The 17,829-nt window shown below is 66.7% G+C and carries 18 protein-coding genes; 8 read left to right on the forward strand and 10 right to left on the reverse strand.

The window, feature by feature from the left end; genetic code table 11:
- Positions 1–6: 6 nt before the first annotated feature.
- Positions 7–693 (reverse strand): response regulator transcription factor, encoded by a 687-nt coding sequence (locus ABIC66_RS04170; RefSeq protein ID WP_354068362.1) that lies wholly within the window; start codon positions 691–693, stop codon positions 7–9.
- Positions 694–767: 74 nt separating this feature from the next.
- On the opposite strand from ABIC66_RS04170, the gene ABIC66_RS04175 reads away from it, so the two are divergent.
- The gene (locus tag ABIC66_RS04175; protein ID WP_354068117.1) at positions 768–1,277 is read left to right on the forward strand and encodes a L,D-transpeptidase family protein; all 510 of its coding nucleotides are present in this window, start codon (positions 768–770) and stop codon (positions 1,275–1,277) included.
- Positions 1,278–1,323: 46 nt separating this feature from the next.
- Here the strand turns inward: ABIC66_RS04175 and ABIC66_RS04180 are convergent, their stop codons facing one another.
- The gene (locus ABIC66_RS04180; protein ID WP_354068118.1) at positions 1,324–1,992 is read right to left on the reverse strand and encodes a YggS family pyridoxal phosphate-dependent enzyme; all 669 of its coding nucleotides are present in this window, start codon (positions 1,990–1,992) and stop codon (positions 1,324–1,326) included.
- On the opposite strand from ABIC66_RS04180, the gene ABIC66_RS04185 reads away from it, so the two are divergent.
- Positions 1,991–2,626, forward strand: a complete 636-nt coding sequence (locus ABIC66_RS04185; RefSeq protein ID WP_502910283.1) for a thiamine phosphate synthase — start codon at positions 1,991–1,993, stop codon at positions 2,624–2,626. The genes ABIC66_RS04180 and ABIC66_RS04185 overlap by 2 nt on opposite strands.
- 3 nt (positions 2,627–2,629) lie before the next feature.
- On the opposite strand, the gene ABIC66_RS04190 is transcribed toward ABIC66_RS04185, so the two are convergent.
- Complete coding sequence (locus ABIC66_RS04190) at positions 2,630–3,040, reverse strand: NtrZ family periplasmic regulatory protein (protein WP_354068120.1); 411 nt, start codon at positions 3,038–3,040, stop codon at positions 2,630–2,632.
- Between the two features lie 255 nt (positions 3,041–3,295).
- Here ABIC66_RS04190 and ABIC66_RS04195 point away from each other — a divergent pair, with 255 nt between their 5' ends.
- From ABIC66_RS04195 to holA, 4 genes are all read left to right on the forward strand, one after another.
- Positions 3,296–3,823: a DUF3576 domain-containing protein gene (locus ABIC66_RS04195; RefSeq protein ID WP_354068121.1), complete on the forward strand. Its 528-nt coding sequence runs from the start codon at positions 3,296–3,298 to the stop codon at positions 3,821–3,823.
- Positions 3,824–3,959: 136 nt separating this feature from the next.
- The gene (gene leuS, locus ABIC66_RS04200) at positions 3,960–6,545 is read left to right on the forward strand and encodes a leucine--tRNA ligase (protein ID WP_354068122.1); all 2,586 of its coding nucleotides are present in this window, start codon (positions 3,960–3,962) and stop codon (positions 6,543–6,545) included.
- A gap of 5 nt (positions 6,546–6,550) precedes the next feature.
- Positions 6,551–7,066, forward strand: a complete 516-nt coding sequence (gene lptE / locus ABIC66_RS04205) for an LPS assembly lipoprotein LptE (protein ID WP_354068123.1) — start codon at positions 6,551–6,553, stop codon at positions 7,064–7,066.
- A gap of 3 nt (positions 7,067–7,069) precedes the next feature.
- Entirely contained in the window at positions 7,070–8,122 is a 1,053-nt protein-coding gene (holA, locus tag ABIC66_RS04210) for a DNA polymerase III subunit delta (protein WP_354068124.1), read from the forward strand.
- A 217-nt stretch (positions 8,123–8,339) separates the two neighbouring features.
- Here the strand turns inward: holA and ABIC66_RS04215 are convergent, their stop codons facing one another.
- The 6 genes from ABIC66_RS04215 to ABIC66_RS04240 form a co-directional block, all read right to left on the reverse strand.
- Entirely contained in the window at positions 8,340–9,254 is a 915-nt protein-coding gene (locus ABIC66_RS04215; RefSeq protein WP_354068125.1) for a ParB/RepB/Spo0J family partition protein, read from the reverse strand.
- A 53-nt stretch (positions 9,255–9,307) separates the two neighbouring features.
- Positions 9,308–10,111 carry a ParA family protein gene (locus tag ABIC66_RS04220; RefSeq protein WP_354068126.1) on the reverse strand — a complete coding sequence of 268 codons (804 nt, stop codon included), beginning with the start codon at positions 10,109–10,111 and terminating at the stop codon, positions 9,308–9,310.
- The gene (gene rsmG / locus ABIC66_RS04225) at positions 10,101–10,751 is read right to left on the reverse strand and encodes a 16S rRNA (guanine(527)-N(7))-methyltransferase RsmG (protein ID WP_354068127.1); all 651 of its coding nucleotides are present in this window, start codon (positions 10,749–10,751) and stop codon (positions 10,101–10,103) included. The genes ABIC66_RS04220 and rsmG overlap by 11 nt, the downstream gene beginning before the upstream one ends.
- Positions 10,741–12,612 (reverse strand): tRNA uridine-5-carboxymethylaminomethyl(34) synthesis enzyme MnmG, encoded by a 1,872-nt coding sequence (mnmG, locus tag ABIC66_RS04230; protein WP_354068128.1) that lies wholly within the window; start codon positions 12,610–12,612, stop codon positions 10,741–10,743. Before mnmG ends, rsmG begins: the two co-directional genes overlap by 11 nt.
- Positions 12,613–12,781: 169 nt before the next feature.
- On the reverse strand, positions 12,782–14,122 hold the full coding sequence (mnmE, locus tag ABIC66_RS04235) for a tRNA uridine-5-carboxymethylaminomethyl(34) synthesis GTPase MnmE (protein ID WP_354068129.1): 1,341 nt from the start codon (positions 14,120–14,122) through the stop codon (positions 12,782–12,784).
- A gap of 4 nt (positions 14,123–14,126) precedes the next feature.
- Entirely contained in the window at positions 14,127–14,369 is a 243-nt protein-coding gene (locus tag ABIC66_RS04240; protein WP_354068130.1) for a DUF6489 family protein, read from the reverse strand.
- A 112-nt stretch (positions 14,370–14,481) separates the two neighbouring features.
- On the opposite strand from ABIC66_RS04240, the gene ABIC66_RS04245 reads away from it, so the two are divergent.
- Both ABIC66_RS04245 and ABIC66_RS04250 read left to right on the forward strand, forming a co-directional pair.
- Positions 14,482–15,177 carry a dienelactone hydrolase family protein gene (locus ABIC66_RS04245; RefSeq protein WP_354068131.1) on the forward strand — a complete coding sequence of 232 codons (696 nt, stop codon included), beginning with the start codon at positions 14,482–14,484 and terminating at the stop codon, positions 15,175–15,177.
- Positions 15,177–16,142, forward strand: coding sequence for a quinone oxidoreductase family protein (locus tag ABIC66_RS04250; protein ID WP_354068132.1), 966 nt, complete (start codon positions 15,177–15,179; stop codon positions 16,140–16,142). The genes ABIC66_RS04245 and ABIC66_RS04250 overlap by 1 nt, the downstream gene beginning before the upstream one ends.
- Before the next feature lie 86 nt (positions 16,143–16,228).
- On the opposite strand, the gene rho is transcribed toward ABIC66_RS04250, so the two are convergent.
- Entirely contained in the window at positions 16,229–17,686 is a 1,458-nt protein-coding gene (gene rho / locus ABIC66_RS04255; RefSeq protein WP_354068133.1) for a transcription termination factor Rho, read from the reverse strand.
- Positions 17,687–17,829: the final 143 nt, after the last annotated feature.

Consider the following 17,829-nt stretch of genomic DNA (forward strand, 5'->3'; position numbering starts at 1 on the left):
TGGTCGCTACGGCTGCAGCCGATAGCCGCCCATCTCGGTGATCAGGATCCGCGCCACGGCCGGATCGGGCTCGATCTTCTGGCGCAGGCGGTAGACGTGGGTTTCCAGCGTATGGGTGGTCACCCCCGCGTTGTAACCCCAGACCTCGGTCAATAGCTCCTCGCGCGAGACCGGCTTGGAGCCGGCGCGGTAGAGGTATTTGAGGATGTTGGTTTCCTTTTCGGTCAGCCGCACCTTCTTCTGCTTTTCGTCGACCAGCAGCTTGGCGGAGGGGCGGAACTCGTAGGGACCGATGCGGAACAGCGCGTCTTCCGAGGCTTCGTAGCTCCGCAGCTGGGCGCGTATGCGGGCCAGCAGCACGCCAAAGCGGAAGGGCTTGGTGACATAGTCGTTGGCGCCGGACTCCAGACCCAGGATCGTGTCGCTGTCACTGGCCGCGGCCGTCAGCATGATCACGGGGGCGGTGACCCCGTTCTTGCGCATCAGCCGGCAGGCCTCGCGGCCGTCCATGTCGGGCAGGTCGACGTCCAGCAGGATCAGGTCGGGCTTGAGCTCGCGCGACACCCGCACGCCCTCGCCGGCGCTCGAGGCCTCGGCGACCGCGAACTCCTCGTGCAGGGCCAGCTGTTCGGCCAAGGCGCCGCGCAGGTCGTCGTCGTCGTCGATCAGCAGAAGGGTCTTGCGTTGCGCCATAAGGGGAAACATGCACCGCTGCGGCCCCCGGGGACAACCCCGGTAGAGCCTTTAGTCCGAGGAGTCGCCCGTCCATGCTGTTCCGCGCCCATGCCGACGGCCGCTTCGAGCTAGAGGGACGCATCCTGCGCTGCGCGATCGGCAAGGCCGGTGTGATCGCCGGGGGCGACAAGCGCGAGGGCGACAACAAGAGCCCGCTCGGAACCTGGGTTCTGCGCGAGGTCCGGTATCGGCCGGATGTCTATCCGGACGGCCCGACCACCGCCCTGCCCGTCCGCGCCACGCGACCCGAGGATGGCTGGTGCGACGCCCCCGGCGATCCGAACTACAACCGCCCCGTCGCCCTGCCCTATCCAGCCAGCGCCGAACGCATGTGGCGCGACGATCACGTCTACGACCTGGTCGTCATCCTGGGGCACAACGACGATCCGCCGGTCCCGGGCCTGGGCTCGGCGATCTTCATGCACCTGGCCCGGGACGGCTATCCCGGCACCGAGGGCTGCGTGGCGCTGGCGCGCTCGGATATCGAGGCGGTGCTCGCGGCCGCCAAGCCGGGCGACGCGATCGAGATCGTCGCCAACTAGAGCGCGTTGGGCGAAAGTGCGAGCGGTTTCGCTCTTAAAACGCGCTCTAAACTTTTGGCTCTAGAGCGTAGTCACGACGGCCGAAGATCGCCGACCCGACCCGCACCGAGGTCGCCCCCTCGGCGATCGCCGTCTCGAAGTCGTCGCTCATGCCCATCGACAGCTTCTCGACCCCGTTGCGCGCAGCGATGGCCCGAAGGCCGGCGAAGTGCGGCGCGGGATCTGCGTCAACGGGCGGAATGCACATCAGACCCTCGATCGTCAGGCCGTAGGTCTTCCGGCAGGCGGCGACAAAGTCGTCGGCCTCGGCGGGGACGATGCCGGCCTTTTGCGGCTCCTCACCGGTATTGACCTGGACATAGAGGCGCGGAGCCTTGCCGGCGCGCTGGATTTCGTCGGCCAGGACGCGAGCCAGCCTGTCGCGATCGACCGTCTCGATGACGTCGAAAAAGCCGACCGCCTCGCGCGTCTTGTTGGTCTGCAACGGCCCGATCAAGCGCAGTTCCAGACCCTCGCGGCGCCCGCCCCAGCGTTCCATGGCCTCCTGGACCCGGTTTTCGCCAAACACTTTCTGTCCCGCCGCGAGCACGGGCGCGACATGCTCCCAGGGCTGGGTCTTGGACACCGCCACCAAGGTCACCGAACCGATCGGACGACCGGCTCGGCTTTCGGCGGCGGCGATGCTAGCCTGGACGGCGGCGAGGGCTTGCGACATGGGGGCGGCCTTGGACGGAACCGTGAGCGAACTGGAAATCCTGTCTAGTGCGGCCGGGACCTTCCCGCCAAGGACCGCGCGCGGCTTAACCCTGCCCAATCTGCTGTTCTTCACCGATCCAGCCCGGGTTCCGGACCCAATGATCGTGGCCGAGCGTTTGCCGCGAGGGGCCGGGATCGTATTTCGCGCCTTCGGCGCGCCCGACGCGGTCGAGCAAGGGCGTCGCTTGCGGGCTATCGCCGACGAACGTGGCCTGCTGCTGCTAGTCGGGGCCCACGCCAACCTGGCCGAGGGCATTGGCGCGCATGGCCTGCACATGCCCGAACGGCTGGTCGCCGACATCCCGCGTCTGCGCGCCGAGCACGCTCGCTACCTGATCACCGTCGCCGCTCATAACGAGGGCGCCGTGCGGGCCGCCGAAAGGGCCGGGGCCGATGCGGTCGTGGTCTCGCCGGTTTTCCCCAGCAACAGCCCGTCGGCGGGAGACCCGCTGGGCGTCGAGGCTTTGAAGACGCTGATCGCGGCCACCGCCCTGCCCGTCTACGCGCTAGGCGGCGTGCGGGCGCGTACGGTCACGCGATTGATCGGTAGCGGGGTCGCCGGGATCGCGGCGGTCGAAGCCCTGTCGGGCTAGCCCCTAGAACTTGAAAGCGGTTTCCAGGCGGACGCGCGGAGCCGGGTCGGGCTGTTGCGCCTTGCGAGCGGCCAAGGCCGGGTTGTTCTCGCCCAGGCTGACGGCGCCGCCGACGCGGATCGACGGGGTCACCTTGAAATAGGCGCCCGCCTGCACATCCTGCAGTTCCATTTCACGGCTGGAGGGCTGGTCGAGGTCGAGCTTCAGGCCCCAACGGCCTTTCTTGGCGTCCCAACGCAGGGTGCGCTTGTCATCCTGCTGGTATTGGACGCCGGCGGCGGCGCTGGTGAAGTCGTTCTTGACGCTGAAGTCAGGCGCCACGGCGTGCGGTTTGGCCTGGGCGAACGCCGTCGCCGCCGATCCTGTCAGGATCAGCGCGGCAGTCCCCGCCAGGAAGAAACGCATCGCGACCATCGCTACTCGCCGCCTATACTCAGTTGTCCCCACCCATCCCATATAGGAACGAGCCCCTTACATTGCGATTAAAGGCTTGGCTCGAACGCGGTCAACCGCGCTTTGGTCGCACTTCAGGCTGAATTGAACGATTCAATCGACTCCTGTGGCGACGCGGCCACGCGATTCCTGTTTTGAGCCGGCGTAGCCATGCTATAGACCGGCTCCCGGCCGCGGGGGCGCGCCAGGCTGCGCGAAGTCGCGTCGGCGAGACATTTGGAGCGAGGTACTATGGCGTTTGAGCGTGGGTCTGTGATGCGCGGCGTCGCCGCGGGCGTCCTGGCTCTGTCCGTACTGGGCGTTTCGGCCTGCAGCAGCGACAAGCCCCCGAAGACCTTCTCGACGCAAAGCGACGAACCGGGCCTGAACCCGTTCAAGCGCTTCGGCGGCGGCAGCAAGGCTCCGGCCACCGAGGGCTCGATCGGCGTCAACGGCTATCTGTGGCGCGCCAGCCTCGACACCCTGGCCTTCATGCCGCTGGCCTCGGCCGACCCGTACGGCGGCGTCATCGTCACCGACTGGTACGTGAATCCGGAAACCCCGGCCGAGCGCTTCAAGGCGACCGTCTACATCCTGGACACCCGCCTGCGCGCCGACGGCCTGAACGTCACGGTGTTCAAGCAGACCAAGGACATCAACGGCGCTTGGGTCGACGCTCCGGTCGCCGACCAGACCGCCACCGACATCGAGAACGCGATCCTGACCCGCGCCCGTCAGCTTCGCCTTTCGAACATCAAGGGCTAAGGCCCCAAGGGTCCTCTTCCCGGCGAAGAGGACCCTGACGCCCTATTTTCTCAGCGCGCTCCAGCCGCGAAACCGCATAACTTGTCGCGGACGCGCTTCTTGAGCGCGCTTTTCCGTATCAAGATCCTGGTTTCCGATGGCCCGCTACAACCCCAAAGACACCGAGCCCAAATGGCGTGACGCCTGGGCCAAGGCCGACGTCTTCAAGACCGGCGAGATCAACGACGGCCGTCCGAAATACTACGTGCTCGAGATGTTCCCGTATCCGTCGGGCCGCATCCACATGGGCCACGTCCGCAACTACGCCATGGGCGACGTGGTGGCCCGCTACAAGCGCGCCCAGGGCTTCAACGTCCTGCACCCGATGGGCTGGGACGCGTTCGGCATGCCGGCCGAGAACGCCGCCATGGAGCGTGGCGTCCACCCCAAGGGCTGGACCTACGACAACATCGCCGCCATGCGCGAGCAGCTGAAGTCGCTGGGCATCTCGGTCGACTGGTCGCGCGAGTTCGCCACCTGCGACCCGGAATATTATGGCAAGCAGCAGGCCTGGTTCCTGCGCCTGCTGAAGCGCGGCCTGGTCTATCGCAAGGAAGCCTCGGTCAATTGGGACCCGGTCGATATGACGGTCCTGGCCAACGAGCAGGTCATCGACGGCAAGGGCTGGCGCTCGGGCGCGACGGTCGAAAAGCGTAAGCTGACCCAGTGGTTCCTGCGCATCACCGACTACGCCGACGCCCTGATCGACGGCCTGAAGACCTTGGACCGCTGGCCCGACAAGGTTCGCCTGATGCAGGAAAACTGGATCGGCCGCTCCAAGGGCCTGCGCTTCAGGTTCCAGTTCGAGGGCGAAGCGCCCGACGGCATGGCCGAGGGCCTGGAGGTCTACACCACCCGTCCCGACACCCTGTTCGGCGCCAGCTTCGTCGGCATCGCGCCCGAGCATCCGCTGGCCGAGCGCCTGGCGATCGAGAACCCCGAGATCCAGCAATTCGTCGCGGACTGCCGCAAGGGCGGCACCTCGGAAGCCGAGATCGAAAGCGCCGAAAAGCTGGGCTACGACACGGGCCTGCGGGTGAAGCATCCGCTGGATCCGTCGATCACCCTGCCCGTCTGGATCGCCAACTTCATCCTGATGGACTACGGCACGGGCGCGATCTTCGCCTGTCCGGCCCACGACCAGCGCGACCTGGACTTCGCCCGCAAGTACGACCTGCCGGTCCTGCCGGTGGTGCTGCCGAACGGCGAGGATCCGGCGACCTTCACGGTCGGCAAGGAAGCCTATGTCGGCCCCGGCAAGATCTTCAACTCGGAATTCCTGGACGGCATGGACATCGAGGCCGCCAAGGCCGAGGCCGTCTCCCGTATCGAACAAGCGGGTCAGGGCCAGGGCGCGACGGTCTATCGCCTGCGCGACTGGGGCGTTTCGCGTCAGCGCTATTGGGGCTGCCCGATCCCGGTCATCCACTGCGAGGCCTGCGGCGTCGTACCCGTACCGGAAGACCAGCTGCCGGTCGTCCTGCCCGAGGACGTCACCTTCGACAAGCCGGGCAACCCGCTGCTGCGCCACCCGACCTGGCGTCACACCACCTGTCCGTCCTGCGGCGGCCGCGCCGAGCGCGAGACCGACACGCTGGACACCTTCATCGACTCCAGCTGGTACTTCGCCCGCTTCGCCGACACCCACGCCGCCGAGCCCGTCGGCAAGGCCGCGGCCGACTATTGGCTGGCCGTCGACCAGTATATCGGCGGGGTCGAGCACGCGATCCTGCACCTGCTGTACGCCCGCTTCATCACCCGCGCCCTGAAGGACGAGGACCTGCTGTCGGTCGAAGAGCCGTTCGCGGGCCTGTTCACTCAGGGCATGGTCACCCACGAAGCCTACAAGAACGAGGCCGGCGAATGGGTCGAGCCGTCGGACGTAGTGGTCACCGCCGAGGGCAATAGCCGCACCGCCAAGCACGCCAAGACCGGCGCGCCGATCATCATTGGCGACATCGAGAAGATGTCGAAGTCGAAGAAGAACGTCGTCGCCCCCGAGGACATCTTCGAGCAGTACGGCGTCGACTCCGCGCGTCTGTTCGTGATGTCCGACAGCCCACCCGAGCGCGACGTCCAGTGGACGAACTCGGGCGTCGAGGGCAGCTGGCGCTTCACGCACCGTCTGTGGAACGAGTTCGACAGCCAGCCGGCCGGAGACTTCGCCCACGATCCGGCGGACGATACGGCCGTGACCCTGCGCAAGGCCGCCCACAAGCTGATCGGCTTCGTCACCGACAGCATCGAAGGCTTCCGCTTCAACAGCGGCGTGGCCCGCCTGTACGAGTTCCTGAACGCCCTGAAGGCCGCGCCGGCCGAAGGCGCTTCGGAAGGCGTCCTGGCCGCTCGCGCCGAGGCCTTGAACATCCTGGCGCGCCTGGTCGCGCCGTTCACGCCTCACCTGGCCGAGGAAGCTTGGGCCAGCATCGGCGGCGAAGGCATGGTGGTGAACGCGCCCTGGCCCAAGGCCGACCCGGCCCTGGCCGCGGACGACGAGCGCATCCTGCCGATCCAGATCAACGGCAAGCGTCGTGGCGAGATCAAGGTCAAGGCCGGCGCGCCGGAGGACGAAGTCCAGAAAATCGCTCTGGCGGATCCGAACGTCCTGGCCCACCTTGAGGGCGTCACGGTCCGCAAGGTGATCGTGGTCAAGGATCGTATCGTCAACATCGTGGCTAATTGAGACCGATGAAACGCACCCTGCTGATCGGCGCCCCAAAACTTCTTTTGGCCGCGCTGTCGACGACGGTTCTGTCGGCCTGCGCCGGCTTCACGCCCCTGTACGGCCGTCCTGGGGTCGAGGGTGGGCTCTCCAGCATCGAGACCGTCGCGGCCGAAGGCCGGGGCGGCTACCTGCTGCGCGAGCAATTGGACGACGCTCTGGCCCATCGCCCGGGCGATCCGGTGGCCTACAAGCTGGCGCTCGGCGTCAATGAGCAACGCTTCTCCCGTGGCGTACGCCTGGACAGCGTCGCCAATCGCTACGAGCTGCGGATGAGTGTCGACTGGCGCCTGCTGGACGCCCGAACCGGAGTGGAGGCCCACAAGGGCCGGACCGAGGTCTCGGTGACCTACGATTCCGCCGACCAGCCCTATGCCGCCATCGCGGCCCAGAACGACGGCCAGGAGCGGGCGGCGACCGAAGCCGCGCGCAAGATCCAGCTGGACCTCGCCACCTGGCTGGCGGGCAAGAAGCCGGCCTAGGGCATGATCCTCTCCAAGCGTCCGGACGTCGAACGCTTCCTTCGGGAGCCGACCCCGGACATCCGGGCCGTGGTGCTCTACGGCAAGGATCGGGGCGTGGTGCGCGATCGCGCCAACGCCCTGGCCAAGCGCGTGGTCGAGCGCCCGGACGATCCCTTCGACACCGCCCAGCTGACCGACAGCGATCTAGACGCCGACCCGGCCAAGCTGGAAGACGAGCTGTCGGCCCTGTCGATGATGGGCGGGCGTCGCCTGGTGCGCCTGCGCCTGTCCGGCGACAAAGCCGGGCCGGACAAGCAGGCCGCCGAGGCCTTGACGCGTCACGTCGAGGGCCAGCTCAATCCCGAAGCCTTCTTCCTGGTCGAGGCCGGAGCGCTCGGCCGTGAGTCCCAGCTGCGCAAGGTCGGCGAGAAGGCCAATGGCTGCGCCGTCATTCCCTGCTACGAGGACGAGGCCGGCGACCTGGCCCGCCTGACCCGCGACACCCTGGCCAACGACAAGGTCAGCCTGAATGGTGAGGCCTTGGACCTATTCGTCTCGCGCCTGCCGAAAGAACGCGGCGTCGCCCGCGCCGAGATCGAACGCCTTGCCCTCTATCTTGGCCCCAACAGCGGCATCAACGCCACCGCCGCCGACCTGACCGACTTCCTGGGCGTCGAGCCGGAGGCCTCGCTCAGCGACGCGGCCGCCGATGCGTTCGGCGGCAAGGCCGGCGCCGCCCAGACCGCCCTGCGCCGCGCCGCGGCCGAGGGCGAAGGCGGTCCGGCCGCCGTCCGGGCCATGGGCTATTATCTGGGTCGCCTGCGCCGGGTCCTGACCCTGCACAAGAACGGAGTCGACCTGCAGGCCGCCGCCAAGGCCGCGGGCGTGTTCTGGAAACAGGAGCGCGAATTCCTGCGCCAGGCGCGGGCCTGGAACCTGGAGGCGATCCTCGACATCCAGGGCGAGGTGCTCACCGCCGACCGCGCCTGCAAGACCTCCGGCTCGCCCGACCAGTTGATCGCCGAGCGTCTGGCGCTGATGATCGCGGGCCGCGCGCGGCGGTTGGGGCTTTAACCCCAAAACACCCCGAAAACAGGTCCTTTGCGCGCCTGTGGACGACTTTCGAGAAAGCCTTATCTGAGAAGGGTTTGCAGCGGAAAACGCGGTGGACGGACTTCTTCTCACGAAAACGGCGCCTCCCGGAGTACGGAGAGGCGCCGTTCGGTGCGCGACAGAGGCGATTTTGACGCACCCGAAAACCGGGCGATCGCACCCTTTTAGGTGCGTTCGATCAGACTCCGCGCGACAGGCGGTTGCATAGATCGTCGAGCTGCTCGAGCGTCGCGTAGGTGATGGTCAGGGTGCCGGTCGAACCGCGATGGTCGATGGACACGTCGAGGCCGAGGACCGATGACAGGTCAGCTTCCAGGGCCTGGGTGTCGGTGTCCTTCACCCGGGGCGGACGGCCGCCCTTGTTCTTGGTCGGGCGCGGGTCGGGCGCCTTGCGGGCCAAAGCCTCGGTCTCGCGAACCGACAGACCGCCTTCGATGATTTGCTTGGCCAGGGCCGCCGGGTCGGCCGAGGCGGCGATGGCGCGGGCATGACCGGCCGACAGCTCGCCGCTAACCAGGTAGGACTGCACCTCGTCCGGTAGGGCCAGCAGGCGCATGGTGTTGGCCACGTGGCTGCGGCTCTTGCCGATGGTCTGGGCGATGTTCTCCTGGGTGCGCTCGAACTTCTCCATCAGCACCTTGTAGGAGAGCGCCTCTTCCAGAATGTTCAGGTCGGCGCGCTGAACGTTCTCGATGATGCCGATTTCCAGCACCGCCAGGTCGTCCAGTTCGCGGATCATGATCGGCACGGCCCGCAGGCCGGCGCGCTGGGCCGCGCGCCACCGGCGCTCGCCGGCGACGATCTGATATTCGCCCGGCGTATCGGGCGACGGCCGCACCAGGATCGGCTGCAGCACGCCCTTCTCGCGGATCGAGTTGGAGAGATCCTCCAAATCGTCCTCACGGAAGGTGCGGCGCGGCTGGTCGGGGTTGCGCTTCAGGAGCTCGATCGGCGCGTCGCGCGACCCGCCGACGTTGTCGCCCGGCGCCTGGGCCGGCGCGGTCTCGACCTCGCCCAGCAGGGCGGACAGACCGCGTCCCAAACCACGACGCCCTTCGGCCATACCCGGCTCTCCCACCACGACGGACTCCATCACATTCTCAGTCAAGCTTAGGTTCGTTACTCAGGTACTGGGTCGGGCCGCCTTCAGGCGGCTTGGGCCTGGCGGTCGCGCTCGCGGCTGATCACCTCGCGGGCCAGCTTCAGATAGGCCTGGCTGCCGGCGCACTTCAGATCGTACAGCAGCACGGGCTTGCCGAACGACGGCGCCTCCGAGACCCGGACGTTACGTGGAATGACCGCGTCATAGACCTTGTCGCCGAAGTGGGCGCGAACGTCACTGGCCACCTGCTCGGACAAGCTGTTGCGGCGGTCGTACATAGTCAGCACCACCCCTTGGATCTCGAGGCGCGGATTGAGGCTGCCGCGCACCCGTTCGATCGTCCGCATCAATTGGGTCAGACCTTCCAGGGCGAAGAACTCGCACTGCAGCGGCACGAACACCGCGTCCGCGGCGGTCATGGCGTTGACGGTCAGCACGTTCAGCGACGGCGGGCAGTCGATCAGCACATAGGTGTAGGGCCCGTTGGCGCGGATCGACTCGAGAGCGTCTCGCAAACGGTAAGACCGCCGCGCGGTCTGACCCAGTTCGATCTCGATGCCGGACAGGTCGGCATCGGCCGGTATGACGTCCAGACCAGGGAGTTCGGTCTTCACGGCGGCGTCGACGACGGGCGACTCGCCCATCAGCACGTCGTAGAGCGTGGTCCGGCGCGCCGTGCGGCCGATGCCCAGACCGGTCGAGCAGTTACCCTGCGGGTCGGCGTCGATCAGCAACACCCGTTCCCCGCAAGCCGCCAGGGCGGTGCCGAGGTTAATGGCGGTCGTGGTCTTGCCCACTCCGCCCTTCTGATTGGCGATGGCGAGGACGCGGAGAGGATTAGCGGACACGGGAAAGCCTCTTCACTTGAACGATGCGGCCGCGGGGGTCGCTTTGACTAGGTCGTAGCTCGCTGGCGAACTTCCAAGCGCGCGACGCCTCGGAAAGCTCGGCCGCGACATCCTGTCCCTTCAGGAACAGGCCGATCGCGCCACGGTGCAGATAGGGCTCGGCGAAACCGAGCAGCTTGGCCATCGGCGCGCAGGCTCGCGCGGTGACGACATCGACCTTCAGCTTCAGGGTCTCGGCGCGAGCGTTGTGGATCTCGACGGGCAGGTCCAGCGCCTTGGCGGCCACTTCGAGGAAGCGGCAGCGTTTGGCCATGCTCTCGACCAGATGGACCTTGGCGCCCTCCTGGCCTTTCAAAAGGATGGCCAGCACCACGCCGGGCAGGCCGGCCCCGGCGCCGAGGTCGGCCCAGGTCAGGGCGTCCGGCGCCATGGTCAACAGCTGCGAGCTGTCCAGCGCATGGCGAGTCCAGTATGTGGCGATGGTCAGTGGGCCGACGAGGTTCATCACCGCGTTCCATTCGGCCAGCAGGTCTTGATAGCGGGCCAGATCGGCGATCTGAGCGTCGCTGTACCCGGTCAGGGCCTGATAGCCCGCCGCGTCAAGCGCCGGTTCAAGAATGGAGACGGACTCAGGCTGCACGGCTGCGTCGCACGTGGGCCAGCAGCGCGGTCAGCGCCCCTGGGGTCACGCCCTCGATACGGGCCGCTTGGCCCAGGGTCAGCGGCCGCACGCGCGCCAGTTTCTCGCGGACCTCGTTGGAGAGACTACCGATCTCGGTGTAGTCCAGATCGGCCGGCAGGCGCAGATCCTCGTCCTTGCGCAGCGACACGGCGTCGGCGCGCTGGCGATCAAGATAGCCGGCATAGGCCGCCTCGATCTCGATCTGCTCGCGAACGTCGCTGTTCCACGTGAAAACCTCAGGCCATATCGCGCCGAGATCGTCCAGGGTCACGTCGGGATAGGCCAGCATGGCGAACAGGTCGCGGCGCACGCCGTCGCTATTGACCTTAAATCCGGCCTTCACCGCCTCGTTCGGGGTCAGGCTGACGGATCGCGCGAAGGCGCGAGCCGATTCTAACCGCGCCTTCTTCTCGGCCCAGGCCTTGGCGCGGATCTCGCCCACAACGCCCAGTTCGATCCCGCGATCGGTTAGCCGCTGGTCGGCGTTGTCGGCGCGCAAGGTCAGGCGGAACTCGGCCCGGCTGGTGAACATGCGATAGGGCTCGGTGACGCCCCGCGTGACTAGGTCGTCGATCATCACACCGATATAGGCTTCGTCACGTGCGAAGACGGCCGGCTCCCGGCCTTGCACGGCCAGGGCCGCGTTCAGGCCGGCGACCAGGCCCTGGGCCCCCGCCTCTTCATAACCGGTGGTGCCATTGATCTGGCCGGCCAGATAGAGACCCGGCAGCCGCTTGGTCTCCAGGGTGGCGTAAAGCTCGCGCGGATCGACATAGTCATATTCGATCGCATAGCCGTAGCGCTTGACCTCCACGGCCTCGAGGCCGGGGATCGTGCGCAGAAACAGCAGCTGGGTCTCTTCCGAGACCGATGTCGAGATCCCGTTCGGATAGACCGTCGTGTCGTCCAGACCCTCCGGCTCCAGGAACACCTGATGGCTGGTCTTGTCGGCGAAGCGGACGACCTTGTCCTCGATCGACGGGCAATAGCGCGGCCCGATCCCCGTGGCGCGACCGCCATACACGGCCGACTCGCCGAGGCGATCGGCGATGATCTGGTGGGTCTCGGCGGTCGTGAAGGTGATGCCGCAGGCGATCTGCGGCGTGTCGATCCGATCGTTCAGGAACGAGAACGGCACGGGCTCGTCATCGCCCGGCTGCATCTCCAGCCGATCCCAGGCGATCGTCGCACCATCAAGGCGCGCCGGCGTGCCGGTCTTCAGACGGCCCATCTGGAAGCCAAGGCTGTAGAGGCGATCCGACAGGCCAATCGAGGGCTGGTCGCCCACCCGGCCGGCCGGAGTCCGGGTCTCGCCCAGATGGATCAGGCCCTTCAGGAAGGTGCCGGTCGTCAGGATCACACGTGAAGCGCGGTAGGACCGCCCTGCCCCGTCGATCACGCCGGCCACCTGCCCTTTTCCGCCGGGACCGTCCTCGACAATCAGGTCCTCGGCCGCGGCGGCGATGATTTCGAGGTTTGGCGTGGCGGCCAGCTCGGCCTGCATGGCCTCGCGATAGAGCCTGCGGTCGATCTGAGCGCGAGGCCCGCGCACGGCCGGGCCCTTGGAACGGTTCAGCATCCGGAACTGGATGCCGCCCTTGTCGGCCATGCGGCCCATGACGCCATCCAAGGCATCGATCTCGCGGACCAAGTGGCCCTTGCCCAGGCCGCCGATGGCCGGGTTGCACGACATCTCGCCGATGGTTTCAAGCTTGTGGGTCAGCAGCAGGGTGCGCGCGCCCGCGCGCGCCGAGGCGGCCGCCGCCTCGCAGCCGGCGTGACCGCCGCCGATGACAATGACATCCCAGGTGTTGGACAACGACTCGCCTCAATGCGAACGCCCCCGGATTGGAGCGGGGGCGCTGGACTCGATCTATACGCCAATCAGGCGAGCGGGTCGATGTGACTCAAAGGCGTTTCACGTGAAACACCCCCGCCGCAGCTGTGAGCGCGCTGTGGATAATATAGGGGGCGCTTCGCGGCGAGCATCACTTGCCGATGCAGAAGGTCGAAAAGACGCGGCTCAGGACGTCCTCGGGATCGACACGACCCGTGATCTTTTCCAGAGCGCGGGCCGCCAGGCGCACATCCTCGGCGGCCAGTTCAACTTCCAGCCCCACGTCGGAAAGCGCGCGGGCCACATAGCTCTGGGCTTCGGTCAAGCGCTCCGCGTGGCGTAGACGGGTGGCCGCAGGGAACTCGGCGCCGGACAAAGCGTCCGCCACATAGGCGGCCAAGTCCTCGCGAAGTCCGCTAATGGCGTCACCGGATTTGGCCGACAATCGAACAACCGTCATACCCTCCCCCGACCATCGCGCCTCGACGGCATCGAGATCCGAAACCTCCGAGATGTCCGCCTTGTTCAGCACAAGCCAGTCTCCAGGGCGAACGGCATCTTCAAGCTTCACCGTATGTTTCACGTGAAACCCATCGACCACCCAAAGCCTTAGGTCAGCTTCCTCAGCCCAGGCCCTCGCTCGGCGAACGCCCTCGGCCTCGATCGCATCGGCCGTTTCGCGGATCCCAGCGGTATCGGCGACCAACACCTTGTATCCGCCCAGGACCAAGGGAACCTCAATGACATCCCGAGTAGTGCCTGGCGTATCGGTGACGATGGCGGCGTCCCGCTCGACGAGGCCATTCAGCAAGGTGCTCTTGCCGGCGTTCGGCGCCCCCAGTAGCGCGATACGGAAACCATCGCGTACCCGGCGGCCACGGGAAATATCGGCCAAAGCCGCGTCGAGCTCGGCGTTCAAGAGACGCAAGCCCGGCCGCGCCCGTTCGGCCACCTCTTCCGGCAGATCCTCATCCGGGAAGTCGACCGCCGCTTCCAGCATGGCCAGGGACTGGATCAACAGATCGCGCCAGCGGTCGTAGCGCTGGCTCAGCGCCCCACCAACCTGGCCGAGCGCCTGCTTGCGCTGAGCTTCGGTCTCGGCGTCGATCAGGTCGGCGACTCCCTCGGCCTGGGCCAGGTCCAGCTTACCGTTCTCGAAGGCGCGCCGGGTGAACTCGCCGGGCTCGGCCAGCCGCAGTCCCAGATCGACCAGGGCCGATAGCAGCGCCTCGACGACGGCCCGGCCGCCATGCACGTGAAACTCGGCGCTATCCTCGCCGGTATAGCTGGCCGGCCGTTCGAATCGCAGGACCAGGGCCTCGTCCAGGTCGACGCCCTGATGGCGCAGTTTTCGCAAGGCGGCCAGGCGCGGCTTCGGCGCCTTGCCGCACAGCGCCTCGACGGTCGGTTGGGTCGCTGGACCCGACACACGCACCACGGCCACCGCCGCTCGCCCCGCCGCGGTGGCCAGGGCGAAGATCGTATCCGTCATGCGTTCAAGGCTTCCCGGCGGCGGCGCCCGCGGCGGCCGTCATCAGCTTGCGAAATTGCTCCTGCGCCCCGGCGCCGAAGGCCATCCAGTTCTTCATCAGCTCCTCGGGCGCGAGCATGGCCATGTTGGCGTCCATGCGATTCTGCATTTCCTTGACCAGGTGCTCGTTCAAACCACTGACATCAGGCAGGCCTAGAAAGCTCCGCGCTTCGACGGGCGTGCAGTCGATCTCGATCGTCATCTTCATCAGGAAGTTCCCTTCGGTCAGGGCACGATATTGTTATGGGGCATGGCCCGTCGGCACAGGTTAGAGCGCTTTGGTCGAAAGTCACATCGACGCTTGAGGACGGAGAGCCCCGATGAGCGAGACCCTCACGATCACAACGCCTGACGGCGCCTTTTCGGCCTATGTGGCGCGACCCAAGGCAGAGAGCGCCCCGGCCATCGTCGTCATTCAAGAGATCTTCGGCGTCAACAAGGTGATGCGCGACATCTGCGACGGCCTCGCCGCCCAGGGCTTCGTCGCCATCTGTCCGGACCTGTTCTGGCGGATCGAGCCCGGCATCGACATCACCGATCAGAGCGAAGCCGAGTGGAAGCGCGCCTTTGAACTGTTCAATGCGTTCGACGTGGACGCCGGGGTCGGCGACATCGCCGCCACGATCGCCGCGGCCCGCAAACTGGACGGCGTCAACGGCAAGGTCGGCGCGGTCGGCTATTGCCTGGGCGGCCTGCTGGCCTTCCTGACCGCGACCCGCACCGACGTCGACGCCAGCGTCTCGTACTATGGCGTCGGGATCGAGAAGCGGGTCGGCGAGGCCGAGAAGCTGAACAAGCCGCTGCTGATGCACATCGCCGAGAAGGACCAGTTCGTGCCGCCCGAGGCCCAGCAGGTCATCCTCAATGCGCTGAAGGATCATCCGCAGATCGAGATCCATACCTATGCCAATCGCGACCACGCCTTCGCCCGCGAAGGCGGCGCGCACTACGACGCCGCCGACGCGGCCAAGGCCAACGGCCGCAGCCTGACCTTCTTCAAGAAGGTGTTGGGCTGATGCTGGCGATCCAGGCAGTTCGGGCCGGCGGCCCGGAGGTGCTCGAGGTTGTCGACCTGCCCGTCCCCTCGCCCGCCGCTGGTCAGATCCTGGTCCGGCACCAAGCCGTCGGGCTGAACTATATTGACACCTATCACCGCACCGGCCTCTACCCCTTGAAGACGCCGGCGGTGATCGGGCTGGAGGCCGCCGGGATCGTCGAGGCGATCGGTGACGGCGTCACCCGCTTTCGGGTTGGCGACCGCGTCGCCTACAACGGAACCTTGGGCGCCTATGCCGAGGCGGCGGTGCTGCCGGCTGACCGCGCGGTGAAGGTTCCCGACGGTGTCAGTCTGGAGATCGCCGCGGCGGCCCTGCTCAAGGGCATGACCGCCGAGTTCCTGGTCCGTCGATGTTTCCACGTGAAACCTGGCCATACCGTTCTGATCCACGCGGCCGCCGGCGGCGTCGGCCAGATCCTGGTCCAGTGGTGCAAGGGCCTCGACGCGACGGTGATCGCCACGGTCGGCTCCGAGGCCAAGGCCGCTATCGCCCGCGACCTCGGTGCTGATCATGTCATCGACTACAGCCGGGACGAGGTGGCGGCCAAGGTGGCCGAGATCACCGGCGGTCGGGGCGTGGCCGTGGTCTATGACGGCGTCGGCAAGGACACCTGGGAGGCCAGTCTGAAGAGCCTGGCCAAGCGCGGGATGCTGGTCACCTTCGGCAACGCCTCGGGTCCGGTCCCGCCATTCGCGCCGCTGGAGCTCGGGGCCAAGTCGGCCTATGTCACCCGCCCCCGCCTGTTCGACTACATCGCCTCGACCGAAGAGCTGGACGAAAGCGCCGAAGCGCTGTTCGCGGTGATCGGCTCGGGCGCGGTGAAGATCGACATCGGCCAGACCTTCCCGCTCGCCGAAGCGCGTGCGGCGCATGAAGCGCTAGAAGGCCGACGTACGACCGGGGCGACCCTGCTGATCCCGTAGGGCCAGAGTCCAGGTACGACCAACCAACAAAAAAGGCGCCGGGTCAGACCGGCGCCTTTCTCGTATCCGGCTGAGTCCGCCTGGACTCAGGTGTTCATCGACTGGAAGAAGTCGCCGTTGGTCTTGGACTGACGCAGCTTGTCGAGCAGGAACTCGATCGCGTCCGAGGCGCCCATGGGGTTGAGGATCCGACGCAGGACGTAGGTCTTCTGCAGCTGGTCGCGCGGCGTGATCAGCTCTTCCTTGCGAGTGCCCGACTTGAGCACGTCGATGGCCGGGAAGATGCGCTTGTCCGCGACCTTGCGGTCCAGGACGATTTCCGAGTTACCGGTGCCCTTGAACTCTTCGAAGATCACTTCGTCCATCCGGCTGCCGGTGTCGATCAGAGCCGTGGCGATGATCGAGAGCGAACCGCCCTCTTCCACGTTGCGCGCCGCGCCGAAGAAGCGCTTCGGCCGCTGCAGGGCGTTGGCGTCGACACCGCCGGTCAGCACCTTGCCCGACGACGGGACGGTGGTGTTGTAGGCGCGGCCGAGGCGCGTGACCGAGTCCAGCAGGATGACGACGTCGCGCTTGTGTTCGACCAGGCGCTTGGCCTTTTCGATGACCATTTCGGCCACTTGCACGTGACGGGTCGCCGGCTCGTCGAAGGTCGAGGCGATGACCTCGCCCTTCACCGTGCGCTGCATGTCGGTGACTTCTTCCGGGCGCTCGTCGATCAGCAGGACGATCAGGTAGCACTCGGGGTGGTTGGTCTCGATCGACTTGGCGATGTTCTGCAGCATGACCGTCTTGCCCACGCGCGGCGGGGCGACGATCAGGCAGCGCTGACCCTTGCCGAGCGGAGCGACGATGTCGATGACGCGGCCCGAGCGATCCTTAACGGTCGGATCGGGCAGCTCCATGTTCAGGCGCTCTTCAGGATAGAGCGGCGTCAGGTTGTCGAAGTGGACCTTGTGTCGGACGTTGTCCGGGCTCTCGAAATTGATCTTCGAGACGTTAGTCAGGGCGAAGTAGCGCTCGCCTTCACGCGGCGACCGGATGGCGCCGTCGACGCTGTCGCCGGTGCGCAGGCCATACTTCCGGATCTGCGACGGCGAGACATAGATGTCATCCGGGCCCGGCAGGTAGTTGGCTTCCGGCGAGCGCAGGAAGCCGAAGCCGTCCTGCAGCACTTCCATGGTGCCCGAGCCCGAGATCTCCACGCCTTCCTCGGCGAGGGTCTTCAGGATCGCGAACATCATGTCCTGCTTGCGCATGGAGTTGGCGTTCTCGACCTCGAAGGTCTCGGCGAACGCCAGCAGATCGGCCGGGGATTTCTCCTTCAGCTCCTGCAGGGACATGGACTTCAGGCCCAGGGCCGCGACGGCCTCGGCGATGCCGGAGCCGTCGTCGTCGCCGTCGGCTTCGGTCCCAATCTCTTGGCTATCCGCGGAGGCTTCGGCGGTCGTATCGACGACGACGTCCGAGGACTCTTCGGTGGTCGCCTCTTCGGCGGCCCCATCGTCCGACGCGGGGATTTCGTTTTCGGTTTCTTCGGTCATGACAAGACTCAAGTCAGGGCGCGGACCCCACGACGGAGTCCGGCCGGTAGAATTTCAAGGATCACGCCGAGCCAACCCATCGGGGCGAACCAGGCGAGCGCGTCGGTTGACGATGACGCGGATCGTTCGGGGGACGGACCTTG

The organism is Caulobacter sp. 1776, from assembly GCF_040545685.1.
Lineage (GTDB): Bacteria > Pseudomonadota > Alphaproteobacteria > Caulobacterales > Caulobacteraceae > Caulobacter.

Bases quoted from the DNA above. Each gene is read 5' to 3' on its own strand.
- ABIC66_RS04170 (WP_354068362.1), bottom strand. From the start codon at position 693: ATGGCGCAACGCAAGACCCTTCTGCTGATCGACGACGACGACGACCTG.
- ABIC66_RS04175 (WP_354068117.1), top strand. From the start codon at position 768: ATGCTGTTCCGCGCCCATGCCGACGGCCGCTTCGAGCTAGAGGGACGC.
- ABIC66_RS04185 (WP_502910283.1), top strand. From the start codon at position 1,991: ATGGGGGCGGCCTTGGACGGAACCGTGAGCGAACTGGAAATCCTGTCT.
- ABIC66_RS04180 (WP_354068118.1), bottom strand. From the start codon at position 1,992: ATGTCGCAAGCCCTCGCCGCCGTCCAGGCTAGCATCGCCGCCGCCGAA.
- ABIC66_RS04190 (WP_354068120.1), bottom strand. From the start codon at position 3,040: ATGGTCGCGATGCGTTTCTTCCTGGCGGGGACTGCCGCGCTGATCCTG.
- leuS (WP_354068122.1), top strand. From the start codon at position 3,960: ATGGCCCGCTACAACCCCAAAGACACCGAGCCCAAATGGCGTGACGCC.
- lptE (WP_354068123.1), top strand. From the start codon at position 6,551: ATGAAACGCACCCTGCTGATCGGCGCCCCAAAACTTCTTTTGGCCGCG.
- holA (WP_354068124.1), top strand. From the start codon at position 7,070: ATGATCCTCTCCAAGCGTCCGGACGTCGAACGCTTCCTTCGGGAGCCG.
- ABIC66_RS04215 (WP_354068125.1), bottom strand. From the start codon at position 9,254: ATGGAGTCCGTCGTGGTGGGAGAGCCGGGTATGGCCGAAGGGCGTCGT.
- mnmE (WP_354068129.1), bottom strand. From the start codon at position 14,122: ATGACGGATACGATCTTCGCCCTGGCCACCGCGGCGGGGCGAGCGGCG.
- ABIC66_RS04240 (WP_354068130.1), bottom strand. From the start codon at position 14,369: ATGAAGATGACGATCGAGATCGACTGCACGCCCGTCGAAGCGCGGAGC.
- ABIC66_RS04245 (WP_354068131.1), top strand. From the start codon at position 14,482: ATGAGCGAGACCCTCACGATCACAACGCCTGACGGCGCCTTTTCGGCC.
- ABIC66_RS04250 (WP_354068132.1), top strand. From the start codon at position 15,177: ATGCTGGCGATCCAGGCAGTTCGGGCCGGCGGCCCGGAGGTGCTCGAG.
- rho (WP_354068133.1), bottom strand. From the start codon at position 17,686: ATGACCGAAGAAACCGAAAACGAAATCCCCGCGTCGGACGATGGGGCC.